A 15,263-nucleotide genomic window follows, 5' to 3' on the forward strand; every position below is an offset into this window, starting at 1 on the left:
TATGGCACGGGCTACGCCCGTGTTCGCGGCTGAAGCCGCTCCCACAGCTCAATCCGCGCAGCTTTTTAAGTTTTGTGGAAGACAGTTGCTCCCACGGGTCACTACAGGCATAAAAAAAGGGCCTACCCCTGCCAAGAGATAAGGCCCATAAGCATTTGCCTGAAGAAAACCCTGAACATCAACGCGCCGTAATCACCGCCAGCTTGCTGATCCCCGCACGTTCAATCGCCGCCATGGCCCGCGCCACCTCGCCATAATTCACACCATCGTCGGCCTGCAGCTGCACACGCAACTCTGCATCCTTGGCCTTGGCCGCCTTGAGATTGCTTTCCAGCAGGTCTGGTTGGATCTCGTCCTTGTTGATGAACAACTTGCCGCCGCCATCGATGCTCACCACCAGCGGGTCCTTCTGCTCCACCGGGGCCACGGCCTCGGTCTTGGGCAGGTTGATGGGGATGGCGTTGGTCAGTAGCGGCGCGGTGACGATGAACACCACCAGCAGCACCAGCATGACGTCCACCAGCGGCGTGACGTTGATTTCACTGAGGACTTCGTCGCTGTCCTGGGTCGAAAAGGCCATATCAGGACGCCTCCTTCACCGGCTGGGTGAAACCGGCCTGGGCCTTGTGGACGGTAGGGTGCACCAGCACGCGGAAGGCGCTCTTCTGCGCCAGGCTGTAGAAGTCATGGGCGAAGTCATCCAGGTCGGCGGCGGTCAGCTTGAGGCGGCGCAGGAAGTAGTTGTAGACCAGCACCGCTGGCACCGCGACGGCGATACCCACACCGGTGGCGACCAGTGCCGCGCCGATCGGGCCGGCCACGGTTTCGAGGCTGGCCGAGCCTGCCGCGCTGATGCCCTTGAGGGCTTCCATGATGCCCCACACCGTGCCGAACAGGCCGATGAACGGCGAGGTGCTGCCGATACTGGCCACCACCGCCAGGCCGGTTTCCAGCGAGCGGCGCTCACGCACGATCTGCTGGCGCAGGGCGCGCTCCAGGCGGTCCTGGTGGTTGATGGCGTGGCTCAGGTCGTTGGCCTGGGCATCGCCGACGGCAATCGCGGCATAACCGGACTGGGCGACACGGGCAGCCGGGCCAGGCAGTTCGTGGCTGATCTCGGCGGCCGAATCCAGGCTCGATGCGGCCCAGAATTGCTGGTGAAAGCGCTTGTCCTGATTCTTCAACCGCACGAACTGCACGACCTTGACCAGGGCCAGGCCCCAGGTGGCGACAGAGAAACCAACCAGCAGCCAGATGACTGCGCTTTCAACGGATTCGAGGGGGGATGCCAGCAGGCTCATGGTGATGTCTTCCTATGTTCTGTGAAAAGTTAGCGAAGCTTGAAATCGATCGGCACGCTGACCCAGCCGGCCTGGGCCACGTCGCCCTGCTTGGCGGGGACGAAGCTCCAGCGCTTGACTGCAGCCAGCGCGGCGGCGTCGAGGGCGTCGCGGCCGCTGCTCTTCTGGACCTGAATCTGCCCCGGCTTGCCGCTGGGCAATACCTCGACCCGCAGCAGCACGGTGCCTTCCCAGCCACGACGCAGGGCCATCTGCGGGTACTCCGGCGCCGGATTCTTCAGGTATGCGGCGTTGGCCGAGGGTGGCGTCACCGGGGCCGGTGGTGCGGGCGGCGCCGGGGCGGCCACCGGTGCGGGCGCAGGGGGTGGTGCCTCGACCGGCTTGGGCTGCGGCTTGGGCGGTTGCTTGGCGACCGGCTTGGGCACAGGTTTCGGCTTCGGTTTGGGCTTCGCGGCGAGCTCGTCGACCACCGGTGGCGGCGGCTCCACCACCGGCGGTGCGGGTGCCGGAGGTGGCGGCTGGAGCACAGGCGGCGCAGGGGCCGCGAACTCGATGGTCATGGGCGGAATCTGCGGTGGTACCACTGGCAGCTCAGGCGTCGGCGACTGGCTCACCCAGTAGGCGGCAGCGCCGTGCAAGGCCAGCACCAGCAGGCCGAGAGCCAGCTTGTCCCTGCGCTTGAGGCCGCTGACCGGGGTGCGTTGCAGGCGCAGTTGGCCCAGTGGCAGGCGAAGCGTCCGTCCAAGCTCGACCAGGTCACCCGGGGCCGGGCGCCATGGCTGGTCGTAGGCCCTGACGGCCGTCTGGACATTACCCATTGATCAAACTCCTGGGGTTCTTGATTCAGGTGTGTGGCTGCATCATCGGGGGCAGGGGCTTAGCTCTTAAAGTAATGTTTGAAGTTAAAGTTAGCGCATTATGGAATAACTAAATTGAGTCACTCCCTCTAGCCCGCGGGTTTCGCGGGGTGTGGGCGAGCGACGATCTGGGGATGCCTTGTGGGCATATGAAATATTCGTGCAAGGCATTGAAATGATGCGAGGGCTGCGCCCTCGTTCGCGGGGCAAGCCCGCTCCCACAGGGCTGGTGCTGAACCTTGTGGGAGCGGGCTTGCCCGCGAATGCGGTCGCACGGGCAATAAAAAACCCGGGACCATGCCCGGGTTTTTCATCACCTGACGAATCAGATGTCCGCCACCTTCTGCCAAACCTTCGGCCTGAAGAACAGCGTCTCCCCCCGCGCCAGCCCGGTCAGGCTGTCGTGATCCTTGACCACCTCGGCCTCGATCAGCTCGCTCTGTCCTTCAACCTTGAGCGTTACCCGTGTCGTCGCACCCAACGGGCGAATGTCACGCACCTCGGCGGCATGGTGCCCTTCGGTCTCATGGCGCGACAACGACACCTCGTGCGGGCGGAACAGCACGTGGTGGCCTTCGCTCAGCGCCAAGCGGTTGGAGTCGCCGAGGAAGTGGTAAACGAAATCGTTGGCCGGTTTTTCATACACCTCGCCCGGCGAGCCGATCTGTTCGATCACGCCCTTGTTCATCACCACGATTCGATCCGCCACCTCCATGGCTTCTTCCTGGTCGTGGGTAACGAACACCGAGGTCAGGTTGATGTCCTCGTGCAGCCGTGCCAGCCAGCGGCGCAGCTCTTTGCGCACCTTGGCGTCGAGGGCGCCGAACGGTTCATCCAGCAGCAGCACCTTGGGCTCCACCGCCAGGGCGCGGGCCAGGGCGATCCGCTGGCGCTGGCCACCGGAAAGCTGCTCGGGGTAGCGGTCGGACAGCCAGTCCAGTTGCACCATGTTCAGCAGCTCATGGACCTTCTCGGCGATCTTGCTCTCGCTCGGGCGCTCGCCCTTGGGTTTCATGCGCAGGCCGAAGGCGACGTTGTCGAACACGCTCATGTGGCGGAACAGCGCGTAGTGCTGGAACACGAAGCCGACGTTGCGATCGCGCACGTCGTGGCCGGACACGTCCTCGCCGTGGAACACGATGCTGCCGTCATCCGGCGTTTCCAGGCCGGCGATGATGCGCAGCAGGGTGGTCTTGCCGCAGCCGGACGGGCCGAGCAGGGCCACCAGCTCGCCGCTGTGGATATCCAGGTTGATGTTGTCCAGGGCCTGGAAGCTGTTGAAGCGCTTGCTGACATTACGAACTTCGATCGACATGAATCATTCCTCCGCGGCGCTATGGCGCAGGCGGTTAATACGGTTCTCGCTCCACTGCTTGAGCAGCAGGATGAAGAGCGCCAGGATCAGCAACAGGCTGGCCACGCTGAAGGCCGCGACGTGGTTGTACTCGTTGTAGAGGATCTCCACGTGCAGCGGCAAGGTATTGGTGACGCCGCGGATATGCCCCGACACCACCGACACCGCGCCGAACTCGCCCATGGCCCGCGCGGTACACAGCACCACGCCGTAGATCAGGCCCCACTTGATGTTCGGCAGAGTCACGTGCCAGAACATCTGCCAGCCATTGGCGCCGAGCAAGCGCGCGGCTTCTTCTTCCTGGGTGCCCTGCTCCTGCATCAGCGGGATCAGTTCACGGGCCACGAAGGGCACGGTGACGAAGATGGTCGCCAGGACGATGCCCGGCAGGGCGAAGACGATCTGGATATCGTGGTCCTGCAACCACGGCCCGAACAGGCCCTGGGCGCCGAACATCAGCACATAGACCAGGCCGGCGATCACCGGCGACACCGAGAACGGCAGGTCGATGAGGGTGACCAGGATGCTCTTGCCACGGAAGGTGTACTTGCTCACGCACCAGGCGGCGCTGACGCCGAACACCAGGTTCAGCGGCACCGAGATGCCCACTGCCAGCAAGGTCAACTTGAGTGCGGACAATGCATCAGGCTCGAAGATCGCCTCGAAGAACGTCCCGAAGCCGTTTTTCAATGCCTGGGATACAACGATCACCAAAGGCAGCAGCAGGAACAGCGCGAACACCAGCCAGCCAAGGCCGATCAGGATGCGCCGCGAAGTGGCACTGCCGCGCCGCGCGGCATTGGCGGCGGCGGTAGTGCTCAGGGATGAACTGGACATGGCCGGGCCTCCTTCAAGGGGTTTCAATGCGGCGCTGCAGCAGGTTGATCAGCAGCAGCAGGATGAAGGAAACCACCAGCATCAGCACGCCGATGGCGGTCGCGCCGGTGTAGTCGTACTGGTCGAGCTTGACCATGATCAGCAGCGGCAGGATTTCGGTCTTCATCGGCATGTTGCCGGCAATGAAGATCACCGAGCCATACTCGCCGACGCCACGGGCAAAGGCCAGGGCAAAGCCGGTGAGCCAGGCAGGTAGCAAGGCCGGCGCCAGCACGTGACGGAACACCTGCAGCGGCTTCGCGCCCAGGCAGGCGGCGGCTTCCTCTACCTCACGCGGGATGTCCGCCAGCACCGGCTGTACTGTGCGCACCACGAACGGCAGGGTGACGAAGGTCAGCGCCAGGGTGATGCCCAGCGGGGTGTAGGCGATCTTGAAGCCCAGGTCGGTGGCGAACTGGCCGACCCAGCCTTGCGGGGCGTAGAGGGCGGTCAGGGCGATACCGGCTACGGCGGTGGGCAGGGCGAACGGCAGGTCGATCATCGCATCGATGATCTTGCGCCCGGGGAAGGTGTAGCGCACCAGCACCCAGGCCAGCAGGGTACCGATCACGCCATTGATGATGGCGGCGAACAGGGCGGTGCCGAAACTCAGTTTGAGCGCGGCGATCACCCGCGGCGCACTGATGATGTTCCAGAACTGCTCCCAGGTGAGCTGCGAGGCATGGATGAACATGGCCGCCAGCGGTATCAGCACGATCAGGCTGAGGTACACCAAGGTGTAGCCCAGTGTCAGCCCGAAGCCGGGTATGACGGGGGAAATGCGACGTGACATAAAAATCCCTGGTTGAACGCACGAAGCCCGGCAGTCATGCCGGGCCGGTGCAGGCTTTTGAATCCGGGGGCTGCTTTGCAGCCCATTCGCGGCGCAAGGCCGCTCCCACATTGGATCGCGGTTCCCTGTGGGAGCGGCCTTGCGCCGCGAATGGGCCGCAACGCGGCCCCAGCTTCACCATGGCATTACTGCGCCTGATAGATCTGGTCGAACACACCGCCGTCATTGAAGAACTTCGGTTGTGCAGTCTTCCAGCCACCGAAGTCCTTGTCGATGGTTACCAGATCCAGTTTCGGGAATTGCTTGCCGTATTCGGCAGCGACCTTCGCGTCACGTGGGCGGTAGAAGTTTTCGGCGGCGATTTTCTGGCCGGCCGGGCTGTACAGATGCTTGAGGTACGCCTCGGCGATCTGCTCGTTGCCCTTTTTCTGCGCGTTCTTGTCGACCACGGCCACGGGCGGCTCGGCGAGAATCGACAGCGAAGGCACGACGATTTCGAACTTGTCGGCGCCGCCGTCTTCCTTCAAGGCCAGGAAGGCTTCGTTTTCCCAGGCCAGCAATACATCGCCCTGGCCGTTGTTGACGAAGGTGATGGTCGAGCCGCGGGCGCCGGTGTCCAGTACCGGCACGTGCTTGAACAGCTCTCTCACGTATTCGGTGGCCTTGGCTTCGCCACCCTGTTTCAGGCCGTATGCCCAGGCAGCGAGGAAGTTCCAGCGGGCGCCGCCGGAGGTCTTGGGGTTCGGGGTAATGACCGAGACGTCCTTCTTGATCAAATCGCCCCAGTCCTTGATGCCTTTCGGGTTGCCCTTGCGCACCAGGAACACGATGGTCGAGGTGTACGGGGTGCTGGCATCCGGCAGGCGGGTCTGCCAGTTGTCCGGCAGGGTCTTGCCGAGCTTGGCGATTTCGTCGATGTCGCCGGCCAGGGCCAGGGTCACCACGTCGGCACGCAGGCCGTCGATCACAGCGCGGCCCTGCTTGCCCGAACCGCCATGGGACTGCTGGATCTTCACCTTGTCGTCCGGGTGCGCTTGCTGCCAGTGCTTGATGAACTCGGCGTTGTACTGCTGATACAGCTCGCGGGTCGGGTCATAGGACACGTTCAGCAGTTCGTAGTCCTTGGCGATGGCGGAACCGGCAAAAACGGCACTGGCCAGGGCGGCGAGCGCATAACGGCGGATGGACATGGTGAAGCTCCCGATTGGCATTTTTCTAGTTTTGAAGGTGGGGCGGTATCAGCCGGGTTTGTGGCCGGGCTGTTGCAGGCGGAACTTCTCCTTGCGCTCGATCTGCACGACCTGAGCGTTGTGCACGGTAATCTCCACCGCACCGAAACGCAGATCGCGCAGGGCGCTCTGGATCTCACGCAGAATGGTGGCTTCGTCCTGACCGTCGATGCTACGCAAAGATGCACTCATGCTCGTTCTCCTGTGAGTGAGGTGCCGGGCAGAGGTTTTGGAGGGGATTTGCGCCTGGCTTGAGGGCAATAGTAGTGAGGCGCGGATATTCTTAAAAATACTGTTTAAGAATGTTTATATAACCATTTTCAAAATTATGGCGCGGGCTCTGTGGGAGCGGGCTTGCCCGCGAATGCGATGGTGTTGCCACCGCCGTCTTCGCGGGCAAGCCCGCTCCCACAAGGATCTCCATTGGGCTTAGTGTTGGGGTTTGGCCGAGGTCTCCGGCTCACGAATCTTGTACCAGGCCACATACAGCGCCGGCAGGAACAACAGCGTCAGCAGCGTTGCACTGATGATGCCGCCGATCATGGCGTAGGCCATCGGCCCCCAGAACACTTCGCGGGCGATCGGGATCATGCCCAGGCTGGCCGCCGCCGCGGTCAGCAGGATTGGCCGCCGGCGGTGGTTGGTGGCCTCCATCACTGCATCCCATGGCGAATAGCCCTGGGCCTCGAACTCGTCGATCTGGGTCACCAGGATCACCGAGTTACGAATGATGATGCCCGCCAGGGCGAGGATGCCGAGAATCGCCACGAAGCCCATCGGCGTGCCTGTAGGCACCAGCGCCAGCACCACGCCGATCAGCCCCAAGGGCGCCACGCTGACCACCAGGAACAGCTTCTGCGTGCTGTGCAGCTGGATCATCAGGAAGGTCGCCATGAGGAACAGCATCAGCGGAATGACCTTGGCGATCGGCCCCTGTGCCTTGCCGCTCTCCTCCACCGTACCGCCGGTGGCGACTTCGTAACCGACTGGCAGCTGGCTGGCGAATTCGTCGATCTTCGGCTTGAGCTGCGCCACCAGGTCGGTGGGCTGGATGTCACCGTTGACCGAGGCCTTGATGGTGATGGTCGGCTTGCGGTCGCGGCGCCACACCAGTGGCTGCTCCAGCTCGTAGCGCACGGTGGCGAAGGCCAGCAGCGGTATCGAGGTGCCGCTGGGGGTGACGATCTGCAGGTTCTGCAGGGTGTCCGGCGAGCCGCGCTCGCTGTCCACGGCGCGGGCGATCACGTCCACCAGGTAGATATTGTCGTTGACCTCGGTCACCGGTGCGCCGCTGACGATGCTGTTCATCACGTTGGCCACGTCTTCCGACGACAGCCCCAGCTGGCGCGCCTTGTCCTGGGCGATTTCGATGCGCAGCACCTTACCGGGTTCGTTCCAGTCGTAGATCATCTCGCCGATGTGCTCGTTGGCATTGAGCATCGTGGCCAGGTCGATGGCGTGCTTGCGCACCTGGTCGATGTCCTTGCCGCTGACCCGGTACTGGATCGGCCGGCCCACTGGCGGGCCCATTTCCAGTGACTGCACGTTGGTGCCGACGCCGACGAACTCTTCATGCAGCAATTTCTGCAGGCGCGCAATCATGCCCGCGCGCTCTTCGAAGCCTTTGCTGACGATGACCAACTGGGCGTAGTACGGGTTCTGCAGTTGCTGGTCCAGCGGCAGGTAGAAGCGGATCGCACCCTGGCCGATGTAGGTACTCCAGCGCACCATGTCCGGGTCGTCCTTGATGCGCGCCTCCAGCCGGTCGACCACCTTGCGCGTCTCCTCGATCGAGGCGTTCTGCGGCAGGTTGAGGTCGACGAGGATTTCCGGGCGGTCGGACGACGGGAAGAACTGGTTCTGCACGAAACGCATGCAGAACAACGACAGGGCAAACAGCACGATGGTGCCGATGATGGTCAGCCAGCGATGGCGCATGCACCACACCAGGCCGCCCTCGAACGCTCGCCCGACCCGGCCAGGCTCTGCCTCGTGGGCCTTGAGTTTGTCGGCCTTGAGAATATGCACGCCGAGCACCGGGGCGAAGAACACCGCTACCACCCAGGACACGATCAGCGCCACGGCGATCACCGCGAACAGGGTGTAGGTGTACTCACCGGCAGAGCTGGCGTTGAGGCCGATGGGCACGAAGCCGGCCACGGTTACCAGGGTGCCGGTGAGCATGGGGAATGCCGTCGAGGTGTAGGCGAAGGTCGCCGCGGCCTCTTTGCTCTCGCCCATTTCCAGCCGCGTGACCATGACCTCGACGGTGATCATCGCATCGTCCACCAGCAGGCCGAGGGCAATGATCAGCGCGCCCAGCGAGATCCGCTGCATGGTGATGCCGCTGTACTCCATGAACACGAAGACCATCGCCAGCACCAGCGGGATCGAGCAGGCCACCACCAGCCCGGCACGCACGCCGAGGCTGACGAAGCTCACTGCCAGCACGATCACCACCGCCTCGAACAAGGCACTGGTGAAGCCACCGACCGCTTCTTTTACCACCACAGCCTGGTCGGACACGGTGTGCACACCAACGCCCACCGGCAGGTCCTTGATCACGCTGGCCATCTTCTTTTCCAGCGCGGCGCCGAACACCTGGATGTTGCCGCCGGCCTTCATGCCGATCGCCAGGCCAATGGCGGTCTGGCCGTTGTAGCGGAACATCGGCGAGGGCGGGTCGACGTAGCCGCGCTCGATATCGGCAATATCGGCCAGGCGGAAGAAGCGGTCATTGATGCGCAAGTTGACGGTCTGCAGGTCCTTTTCCGAGGCGAACTGCCCGGTAGTACGCACCGAGATGCGCTCCGGGCCGGCCTCGATCACCCCGGCCGGGGTCACGGCGTTCTGTTGTTGCAGGGCTTGCATGACCTGGCGCTGGTCGATGCCCAGCGCCGCCAGTTTGCGGGTGGAGAAGTTCAGATAGAGCACTTCGTCCTGGGTGCCGACCATCTCGATCTTGCCGATGTTGGGCACTTCGCGCACCTCGGCGCGGGCCTGCTCGACGTAATCGCGCAACTGGCGCAAGGTCAGGCCGTCGGCGGTGAAGGCGTAGATCGAGCCGAACACGTCACCGAATTCGTCGTTGAACCCTGGGCCCTGAATGCCCTGGGGAAACTCGCCACGAATGTCCTGGATCTTCTTGCGTACCTGGTACCAGATCTGCGGGATGTCGGCGGCCTTGGTGGTGTCGCGCAGGTAGACGTAGACGGTGGACTCGCCGGGGCGGGTGTAGCTCTTGGTGTAATCGAGCGAGTCGAGCTCTTCGAGTTTCTTCTCGATGCGGTCGGTGACCTGATACAGCGTTTCGTCCTGGGTCGCGCCGGGCCAGCGGGTCTGGATCACCATGGTCTTGATGGTGAAGGACGGATCTTCCTCGCGGCCCAGGTTGAAGTAGGAAAAGATCCCCATCAGCAAGCCAACGAACATCAGGTACCAAACGAACGACTGGTGGCGCAGTGCCCACTCGGACAGGTTGAAGCTTCCTTTCATTGCGCGTCCTCGTCGAAGATGACTTTCTGCCCGGGCTTGAGGCTGTTGACGCCAGCGGTGACCACCCGCTCACCAGGCTGCACGCCGGAGGCCAGCACGATGCTGTCGGCGGTGCGTTCCACCAGTTTCACATCGCGGGTGGCGACGGTTTTCTGCTGCGTGTCGATCACCCACACCTGGGTTTTGCCATCGCGCTCCAGCAACGCGCTCAGGGGCAGCTCGCTACGTGGAGTGATCGCCGACGTAAGGGTCACGCTGATCGCCGTGCCCAGGTGGAATGCTGCGGGGGTGCTGGCCAGAGTCAGGCGTGCACGACGGGTGCGGGTGGCGGCATCGGCTTGGGGCTCGAGCTCGCGCAGGGTGGCGGTGGTGTTGATGCTGTTGTCGAGCTGCGAGGCGACCGTGAAGGTGAGGTCCTTGGTCAAGGCCTCGGCGATGCCGATGGGCAGGTCGATCACGGCTTCCTTGACGTCGGGGCGGGCCAGGGTGACCACTGCCTGCCCGGCGCTGACCGTCTGCCCGGCTTCGGCCTGCCAGGCGGTGATCACCGCCGCGTGGTCGCTGCGCAGAGTGCTGTAGTCGAGCTGGTCGCGGGCCTGGCTGACGGCCGAGCGCGCTTGTTCAAGGCTGGCACCGGTGGTTTTCAGGTCGGTCTGGGCGATGTCCAGCTGTGCCTGGGCACCGACGCCGCGGTCGTACAGCTGTTGCTGGCGGCGGGCGTTGGCCTGGGCGTTGATCCATTGCGCCTGGATCCTGGCCAGGTCGCCCTCGGCGGCGCGCAGCTGGTTTTGCTGGTCGGTCGGATCGAGGGTGGCCAGAGTATCGCCGGGCTTCACCTGGGCACCGACATCCAGCCAACGGCGGGCGATGCGCCCGGCCACTCGGAAGCCCAGGGTGCTTTCGAAGCGTGCCTGAATGGTGCCGGCGAAGCGGCCCAGTTGCGATTGCGCCTGGGCCTCGACCAATGTCGACAGCACCGGGCGCACCGTTTCAGGTTGTTCTTCCTCACTGCCACAGGCGGCCAGCAGCACGCCTGTGGCGCAAATCAGCAGCAGGCGCTTCATGGTGCAGCTCCTCCATCCTTGGCATCGACTTTTTCCACCTGCATGCCCGGATGCAATAGCTGCCCACCGGCGACCACGACCGTTTCGCCGCCTTTGATACCTTGGGCGATGACCACCTTGCCGGTCAGGTAGCGGGTGACCTGGACCTTGCGCAGCTCGACCTTGTCGCCCTCGCCCACCACCCACACGGCGGGTTCGTGCAAGGCCTTGGTCAGTGCCGCCCAGGGCAATTCGATGCTTGGCCGCCCTTGGGCATTGGCCGTGGCGGTCACTGGCGAGCCCAATTGCATGGCCGGCGGGACGTTGCGCAGGGCTACCTTGACCTGCACCGTGCCGCTCTCTGCGGAAACGGTCGGGGTCACTTCACGGACAAAGCCCTGGGCCTGGACTTTGGGATCGTCGAGCAAGCTGACGATTACGCCCGCATCACTCGGCGGCGCCACCAGCAGCGACTCGTAAACGTTGAACACCGCATCGCGGTCGCCATCGCGGGCCAAACTGAAAATCGGCATCGTCGCCTGCACCACCTGGCCGACTTCGGCCTGGCGCTCGGTGATCACGCCATCGGCCTCGGACACCAGTGCGGTGTAGCTGAGTTGTTCCTTGGCGTTGGCCAGTTGTGCCTGGGCGGCTTTCAGCGCGCTCTGGTTGCTGCGCAGCGCAGCCTCGGCTGAGTCGTACTCGCTCTGGCTGGTGTAGCCCTTGGGCAACAGTTTTTGCTGGCGGACGAAGGCAGCGCTGGTCTGGGTGACCCGTGCCTGGGCGGCGAACACCTCGGCCTTGGCCGAGTCGACGTTGTTCTGCAGGTCTTTCGGGTCCAGCCGCGCCAACACCTGGTTGGCCTTGACGTGGTCACCCACATCGACGCTGCGCGAGATGATCTTGCCGCCCACGCGGAACGACAGGTCGGTTTGCACCCGCGCCTGTACATCGCCGGTCAGCGTGACCCTGGCGGCAAAATCGGTGGGTTGTACTTGTACGACACCGACCCGCGGCATGACCTCGGGCAGTTCTTCCTTGCCGCAGCCTGAGAGCAGGCCAAACAGCCCCAGGCCTACGGCCAACAGTGGTCGCGTCACCCTCATGCAGGCTCCTAGCTTGCGCGCAAATGATTCGTGGGATGCGACTGTTAGCGTAGATCAGGGTTCAGAAAAAACACTGATGGAGGTCAGTTGGGCGGGTATGGCGGCTGTTTCACGGTGTGTGTGTGGGAGCGGGCTTGTCCCGCGAACCAGGGCAGAGCCCTGGCCATTCAGAGATGACCTCTTCGCGGGGCAAGCCCGCTCCCACAGAGGATCGGGCTGCCCTTGAGAGTTCAGGATCGTCAGGCCGAAGCAGCCGCTGCGGCAGGCCGCTTGACCTGCGGCGCCGACACATTGGCCGCCGCCCCTTCCTCGATCGCCTGCTGGATCGCCTTGCGACGGCGCTCCTCTGCACGGCGGCTGAAGAACCAGACGAAGAAGGTCACCAACGACACCGACAGCAGAATCAAGCTGGCCACGGCGTTGATCTCCGGCTTCACGCCCAACCGCACCGCCGAGAACACTTCCATCGGCAAGGTGGTCGAACCTGGCCCGGAAACGAAGCTGGCCAATACCAGGTCGTCCAGCGACAGAGCGAACGACATCATGCCGCCCGCCGCCAACGAGGGTGCAATCATCGGGATGGTGATCAGGAAGAACACCTTCCACGGTTTGGCACCCAGGTCCATCGCCGCTTCTTCGATCGACAGGTCCAGCTCACGCAACCGCGCCGACACCACCACCGCCACATAGGCCGCGCAGAACGTGGTGTGGGCGATCCAGATGGTGACGATGCCGCGCTCCTGCGGCCAGCCGATCATCTGCGCCATGGCCACGAACAGCAGCAACAGCGACAGACCGGTGATCACCTCGGGCATCACCAGCGGCGCGGTGACCAGGCCACCGAACAGCGTGCGGCCTTTGAAGCGGGTGACCCGGGTCAGCACGAAGGCCGCCAGGGTACCCAATGCCACCGCCGCCACCGCCGTGTAACAGGCGATCTCCAGCGAGCGCATCACCGAACCCATCAGCTGGGTGTTGTCGAGCAGGCCGACGTACCACTTGATCGACCAGCCGCCCCACACCGTCACCAGCTTGGAGGCGTTGAACGAGTAGATCACCAGGATCAGCATCGGCAGGTAGATGAACAGCAAGCCGAGCACCAGCATCAGCTTGGAGAAACTGAAGCGTTTCATGCGCGGCCCTCCATTTCTTTGGCCTGGCTGCGGTTGAACAGCAGAATCGGCACGATCAGGATCGCCAGCATCACTACCGCCAGGGCGGATGCCACCGGCCAGTCGCGGTTGTTGAAGAACTCCTGCCACAGCACTTTACCGATCATCAGGGTTTCCGGGCCGCCCAGCAGTTCCGGGATAACGAATTCACCCACCACCGGGATGAACACCAGCATGCAGCCGGCGATGATGCCGTTTTTCGACAGCGGCACAGTGATTTTCCAGAAGCTGTTGAAGGTGCTCGAACCCAGGTCCGATGCGGCCTCAAGCAAGCTCTGGTCGTGCTTCACCAGGTTGGCGAACAGCGGCAGGATCATGAACGGCAGGTACGAATAGACCACGCCGATGTACACCGCAAGGTTGGTGTTGAGGATCTGCAGCGGCTGGTCGATCAAGCCGATCCACATCAGGAAACCATTGAGCAGGCCGTTGTTGCTGAGGATGCCCATCCAGGCATAGACGCGGATCAGGATCGCGGTCCAGGTCGGCATCATGATCAGCAGCAGCAGGACCGTCTGGGTCTCCTTCTTGGCATTGGCGATGGCGTAGGCCATCGGGTAGCCGATCAGCAGGCACAGCAGGGTACTGAAGAAGGCCATCTTCAACGAACCCAGGTAGGCCGAGATGTACAGCTCATCCTCGGTCAACAGGCCGTAGTTGGCCAGGTTGAGCACCAGCTGGATCTTGTCTTCGACGTAGCTGTAGATCTCGGTATACGGCGGGATAGCCACGTCGGCTTCGGCGAAGCTGATCTTCAGCACGATGAAGAACGGCAGCATGAAGAACAGGAACAGCCAGATGAACGGCACGCCGATCACCAAATGCCGCCCCTGCGGGGTGATGCGCTGGAAGGCTCGCTTGAGCTTGCGCAGTTTCATGACCGCAGTACCACGCCGCTGTCGTCTTCCCACCACACGTACACTTCATCGCCCCAGGTCGGGCGGGTGCCCTGGCGCTCGGCGTTGGCGACGAACGATTGCACGACCTTGCCGCTCGGCAGCTCGACGTAGAACACCGAGTGGCCGCCCAGGTAGGCAATGTCGTGGACCTTGCCGCGCGACCAGTTGTGCTCGAATTCAGGCTGCTTGGTGGTCACCAGCAGCTTTTCCGGGCGCAGGGCGTAGGTGATGTGCTTGTCTTCGACCGAGGTGGTGATGCCGTGGCCAACGTAGATCTTGCGCTCCAGCTCCGGGCTGGCAATGATCGCATGGCCTTCGGCGTCGTCGACCACGTCACCTTCGAACAGGTTGACGTTGCCGATGAATTCACACACCAGGCGGCTGGTCGGCGTCTCGTAGATATCCACAGGCGAGCCGATCTGGGCGATCCAGCCCAGGTGCATGATGGCGATGCGCTGGGCCATGGTCATGGCCTCTTCCTGGTCGTGGGTCACCATCACGCAGGTCACGCCGACGCGCTCGATGATCTCCACCAGCTCCAGCTGCATCTGCGAACGCAGCTTCTTGTCCAGCGCGCCCATCGGCTCGTCGAGCAGCAGCAGCTTGGGGCGCTTGGCCAGCGAGCGGGCCAGGGCCACACGCTGACGCTGGCCACCGGACAGCTGGTGCGGCTTGCGCTTGGCGTACTGGGTCATGTGCACCAGCTTGAGCATCTCGGCCACGCGGGCGTCGATGTCGGCCTTGGGCAGTTTGTCCTGCTGCAGGCCGAAGGCGATGTTCTGCGCCACGGTCATGTGCGGGAACAGTGCATAGGACTGGAACATCATGTTGATCGGCCGCTCATAGGGCGGCATGTCGGTGATGTCGACGCCATCGAGGAAAATCCGCCCTTCGGTCGGACGCTCGAAGCCTGCCAGCATGCGCAGCAAGGTCGATTTGCCCGAGCCGGAGCCACCCAGCAGGGCGAAGATCTCGCCTTTGCGGATTTCCAGTGACACATCGTCTACGGCGATGGTTTCGTCGAACTTTTTCGTGACCCGGTCGATCTTGACCAGCACCTGCTTGGGTTGCTGGCCACCCTCGAGGGCTTTCTTATAGGCACCGGAGGCAACTGCCATGAGTGAAACTCCCAACAAGA

Annotated in this window: 14 protein-coding genes; all 14 read right to left on the reverse strand. The window is 63.3% G+C overall.

Annotated features, from left to right (window positions below; all coding sequences use genetic code 11):
* Positions 1–178 precede the first annotated feature (178 nt).
* The gene (locus ACIPZF_RS23625; protein WP_400803868.1) at positions 179–580 is read right to left on the reverse strand and encodes an ExbD/TolR family protein; all 402 of its coding nucleotides are present in this window, start codon (positions 578–580) and stop codon (positions 179–181) included.
* Position 581: 1 nt separating this feature from the next.
* The gene (locus ACIPZF_RS23630; protein WP_400803870.1) at positions 582–1,301 is read right to left on the reverse strand and encodes a MotA/TolQ/ExbB proton channel family protein; all 720 of its coding nucleotides are present in this window, start codon (positions 1,299–1,301) and stop codon (positions 582–584) included.
* A gap of 29 nt (positions 1,302–1,330) precedes the next feature.
* Positions 1,331–2,119, reverse strand: a complete 789-nt coding sequence (locus ACIPZF_RS23635) for an energy transducer TonB (protein WP_400803873.1) — start codon at positions 2,117–2,119, stop codon at positions 1,331–1,333.
* A 364-nt stretch (positions 2,120–2,483) separates the two neighbouring features.
* A complete protein-coding gene (locus ACIPZF_RS23640; RefSeq protein WP_008093195.1) occupies positions 2,484–3,473 on the reverse strand; it encodes a sulfate/molybdate ABC transporter ATP-binding protein in 990 nt (329 codons plus the stop codon).
* Between the two features lie 3 nt (positions 3,474–3,476).
* Entirely contained in the window at positions 3,477–4,349 is an 873-nt protein-coding gene (gene cysW, locus ACIPZF_RS23645; RefSeq protein ID WP_400803875.1) for a sulfate ABC transporter permease subunit CysW, read from the reverse strand.
* 13 nt (positions 4,350–4,362) lie between these two features.
* The gene (cysT, locus tag ACIPZF_RS23650; RefSeq protein WP_400803877.1) at positions 4,363–5,181 is read right to left on the reverse strand and encodes a sulfate ABC transporter permease subunit CysT; all 819 of its coding nucleotides are present in this window, start codon (positions 5,179–5,181) and stop codon (positions 4,363–4,365) included.
* 185 nt (positions 5,182–5,366) lie between these two features.
* A complete protein-coding gene (locus tag ACIPZF_RS23655) occupies positions 5,367–6,371 on the reverse strand; it encodes a sulfate ABC transporter substrate-binding protein (protein WP_400803880.1) in 1,005 nt (334 codons plus the stop codon).
* A 48-nt stretch (positions 6,372–6,419) separates the two neighbouring features.
* Positions 6,420–6,602: a sulfur starvation response protein OscA gene (oscA, locus tag ACIPZF_RS23660; protein ID WP_264311110.1), complete on the reverse strand. Its 183-nt coding sequence runs from the start codon at positions 6,600–6,602 to the stop codon at positions 6,420–6,422.
* 237 nt (positions 6,603–6,839) lie between these two features.
* Entirely contained in the window at positions 6,840–9,905 is a 3,066-nt protein-coding gene (locus ACIPZF_RS23665) for an efflux RND transporter permease subunit (RefSeq protein WP_400803883.1), read from the reverse strand.
* Complete coding sequence (locus ACIPZF_RS23670; protein ID WP_400803886.1) at positions 9,902–10,969, reverse strand: efflux RND transporter periplasmic adaptor subunit; 1,068 nt, start codon at positions 10,967–10,969, stop codon at positions 9,902–9,904. Before ACIPZF_RS23670 ends, ACIPZF_RS23665 begins: the two co-directional genes overlap by 4 nt.
* Entirely contained in the window at positions 10,966–12,054 is a 1,089-nt protein-coding gene (locus ACIPZF_RS23675; protein WP_400803889.1) for an efflux RND transporter periplasmic adaptor subunit, read from the reverse strand. Before ACIPZF_RS23675 ends, ACIPZF_RS23670 begins: the two co-directional genes overlap by 4 nt.
* A gap of 239 nt (positions 12,055–12,293) precedes the next feature.
* A complete protein-coding gene (locus ACIPZF_RS23680; RefSeq protein ID WP_400803892.1) occupies positions 12,294–13,187 on the reverse strand; it encodes an ABC transporter permease subunit in 894 nt (297 codons plus the stop codon).
* The gene (locus tag ACIPZF_RS23685) at positions 13,184–14,104 is read right to left on the reverse strand and encodes an ABC transporter permease subunit (RefSeq protein WP_400803894.1); all 921 of its coding nucleotides are present in this window, start codon (positions 14,102–14,104) and stop codon (positions 13,184–13,186) included. The genes ACIPZF_RS23680 and ACIPZF_RS23685 overlap by 4 nt, the downstream gene beginning before the upstream one ends.
* Positions 14,101–15,243 (reverse strand): polyamine ABC transporter ATP-binding protein, encoded by a 1,143-nt coding sequence (gene potA / locus ACIPZF_RS23690; protein WP_400803897.1) that lies wholly within the window; start codon positions 15,241–15,243, stop codon positions 14,101–14,103. Before potA ends, ACIPZF_RS23685 begins: the two co-directional genes overlap by 4 nt.
* Positions 15,244–15,263 lie beyond the last annotated feature (20 nt).

The organism is Pseudomonas sp. NPDC089752 (genome assembly GCF_044748725.1).
Classification (GTDB): domain Bacteria; phylum Pseudomonadota; class Gammaproteobacteria; order Pseudomonadales; family Pseudomonadaceae; genus Aquipseudomonas.

Coding starts and splice junctions, on each gene's coding strand:
- ACIPZF_RS23675 (WP_400803889.1), bottom strand. CDS start 12,054: ATGAGGGTGACGCGACCACTGTTGGCCGTAGGCCTGGGGCTGTTTGGC.
- potA (WP_400803897.1), bottom strand. CDS start 15,243: ATGGCAGTTGCCTCCGGTGCCTATAAGAAAGCCCTCGAGGGTGGCCAG.
- ACIPZF_RS23670 (WP_400803886.1), bottom strand. CDS start 10,969: ATGAAGCGCCTGCTGCTGATTTGCGCCACAGGCGTGCTGCTGGCCGCC.
- ACIPZF_RS23685 (WP_400803894.1), bottom strand. CDS start 14,104: ATGAAACTGCGCAAGCTCAAGCGAGCCTTCCAGCGCATCACCCCGCAG.
- ACIPZF_RS23665 (WP_400803883.1), bottom strand. CDS start 9,905: ATGAAAGGAAGCTTCAACCTGTCCGAGTGGGCACTGCGCCACCAGTCG.
- oscA (WP_264311110.1), bottom strand. CDS start 6,602: ATGAGTGCATCTTTGCGTAGCATCGACGGTCAGGACGAAGCCACCATT.
- ACIPZF_RS23640 (WP_008093195.1), bottom strand. CDS start 3,473: ATGTCGATCGAAGTTCGTAATGTCAGCAAGCGCTTCAACAGCTTCCAG.
- ACIPZF_RS23625 (WP_400803868.1), bottom strand. CDS start 580: ATGGCCTTTTCGACCCAGGACAGCGACGAAGTCCTCAGTGAAATCAAC.
- cysW (WP_400803875.1), bottom strand. CDS start 4,349: ATGTCCAGTTCATCCCTGAGCACTACCGCCGCCGCCAATGCCGCGCGG.
- ACIPZF_RS23680 (WP_400803892.1), bottom strand. CDS start 13,187: ATGAAACGCTTCAGTTTCTCCAAGCTGATGCTGGTGCTCGGCTTGCTG.
- ACIPZF_RS23635 (WP_400803873.1), bottom strand. CDS start 2,119: ATGGGTAATGTCCAGACGGCCGTCAGGGCCTACGACCAGCCATGGCGC.
- cysT (WP_400803877.1), bottom strand. CDS start 5,181: ATGTCACGTCGCATTTCCCCCGTCATACCCGGCTTCGGGCTGACACTG.
- ACIPZF_RS23655 (WP_400803880.1), bottom strand. CDS start 6,371: ATGTCCATCCGCCGTTATGCGCTCGCCGCCCTGGCCAGTGCCGTTTTT.
- ACIPZF_RS23630 (WP_400803870.1), bottom strand. CDS start 1,301: ATGAGCCTGCTGGCATCCCCCCTCGAATCCGTTGAAAGCGCAGTCATC.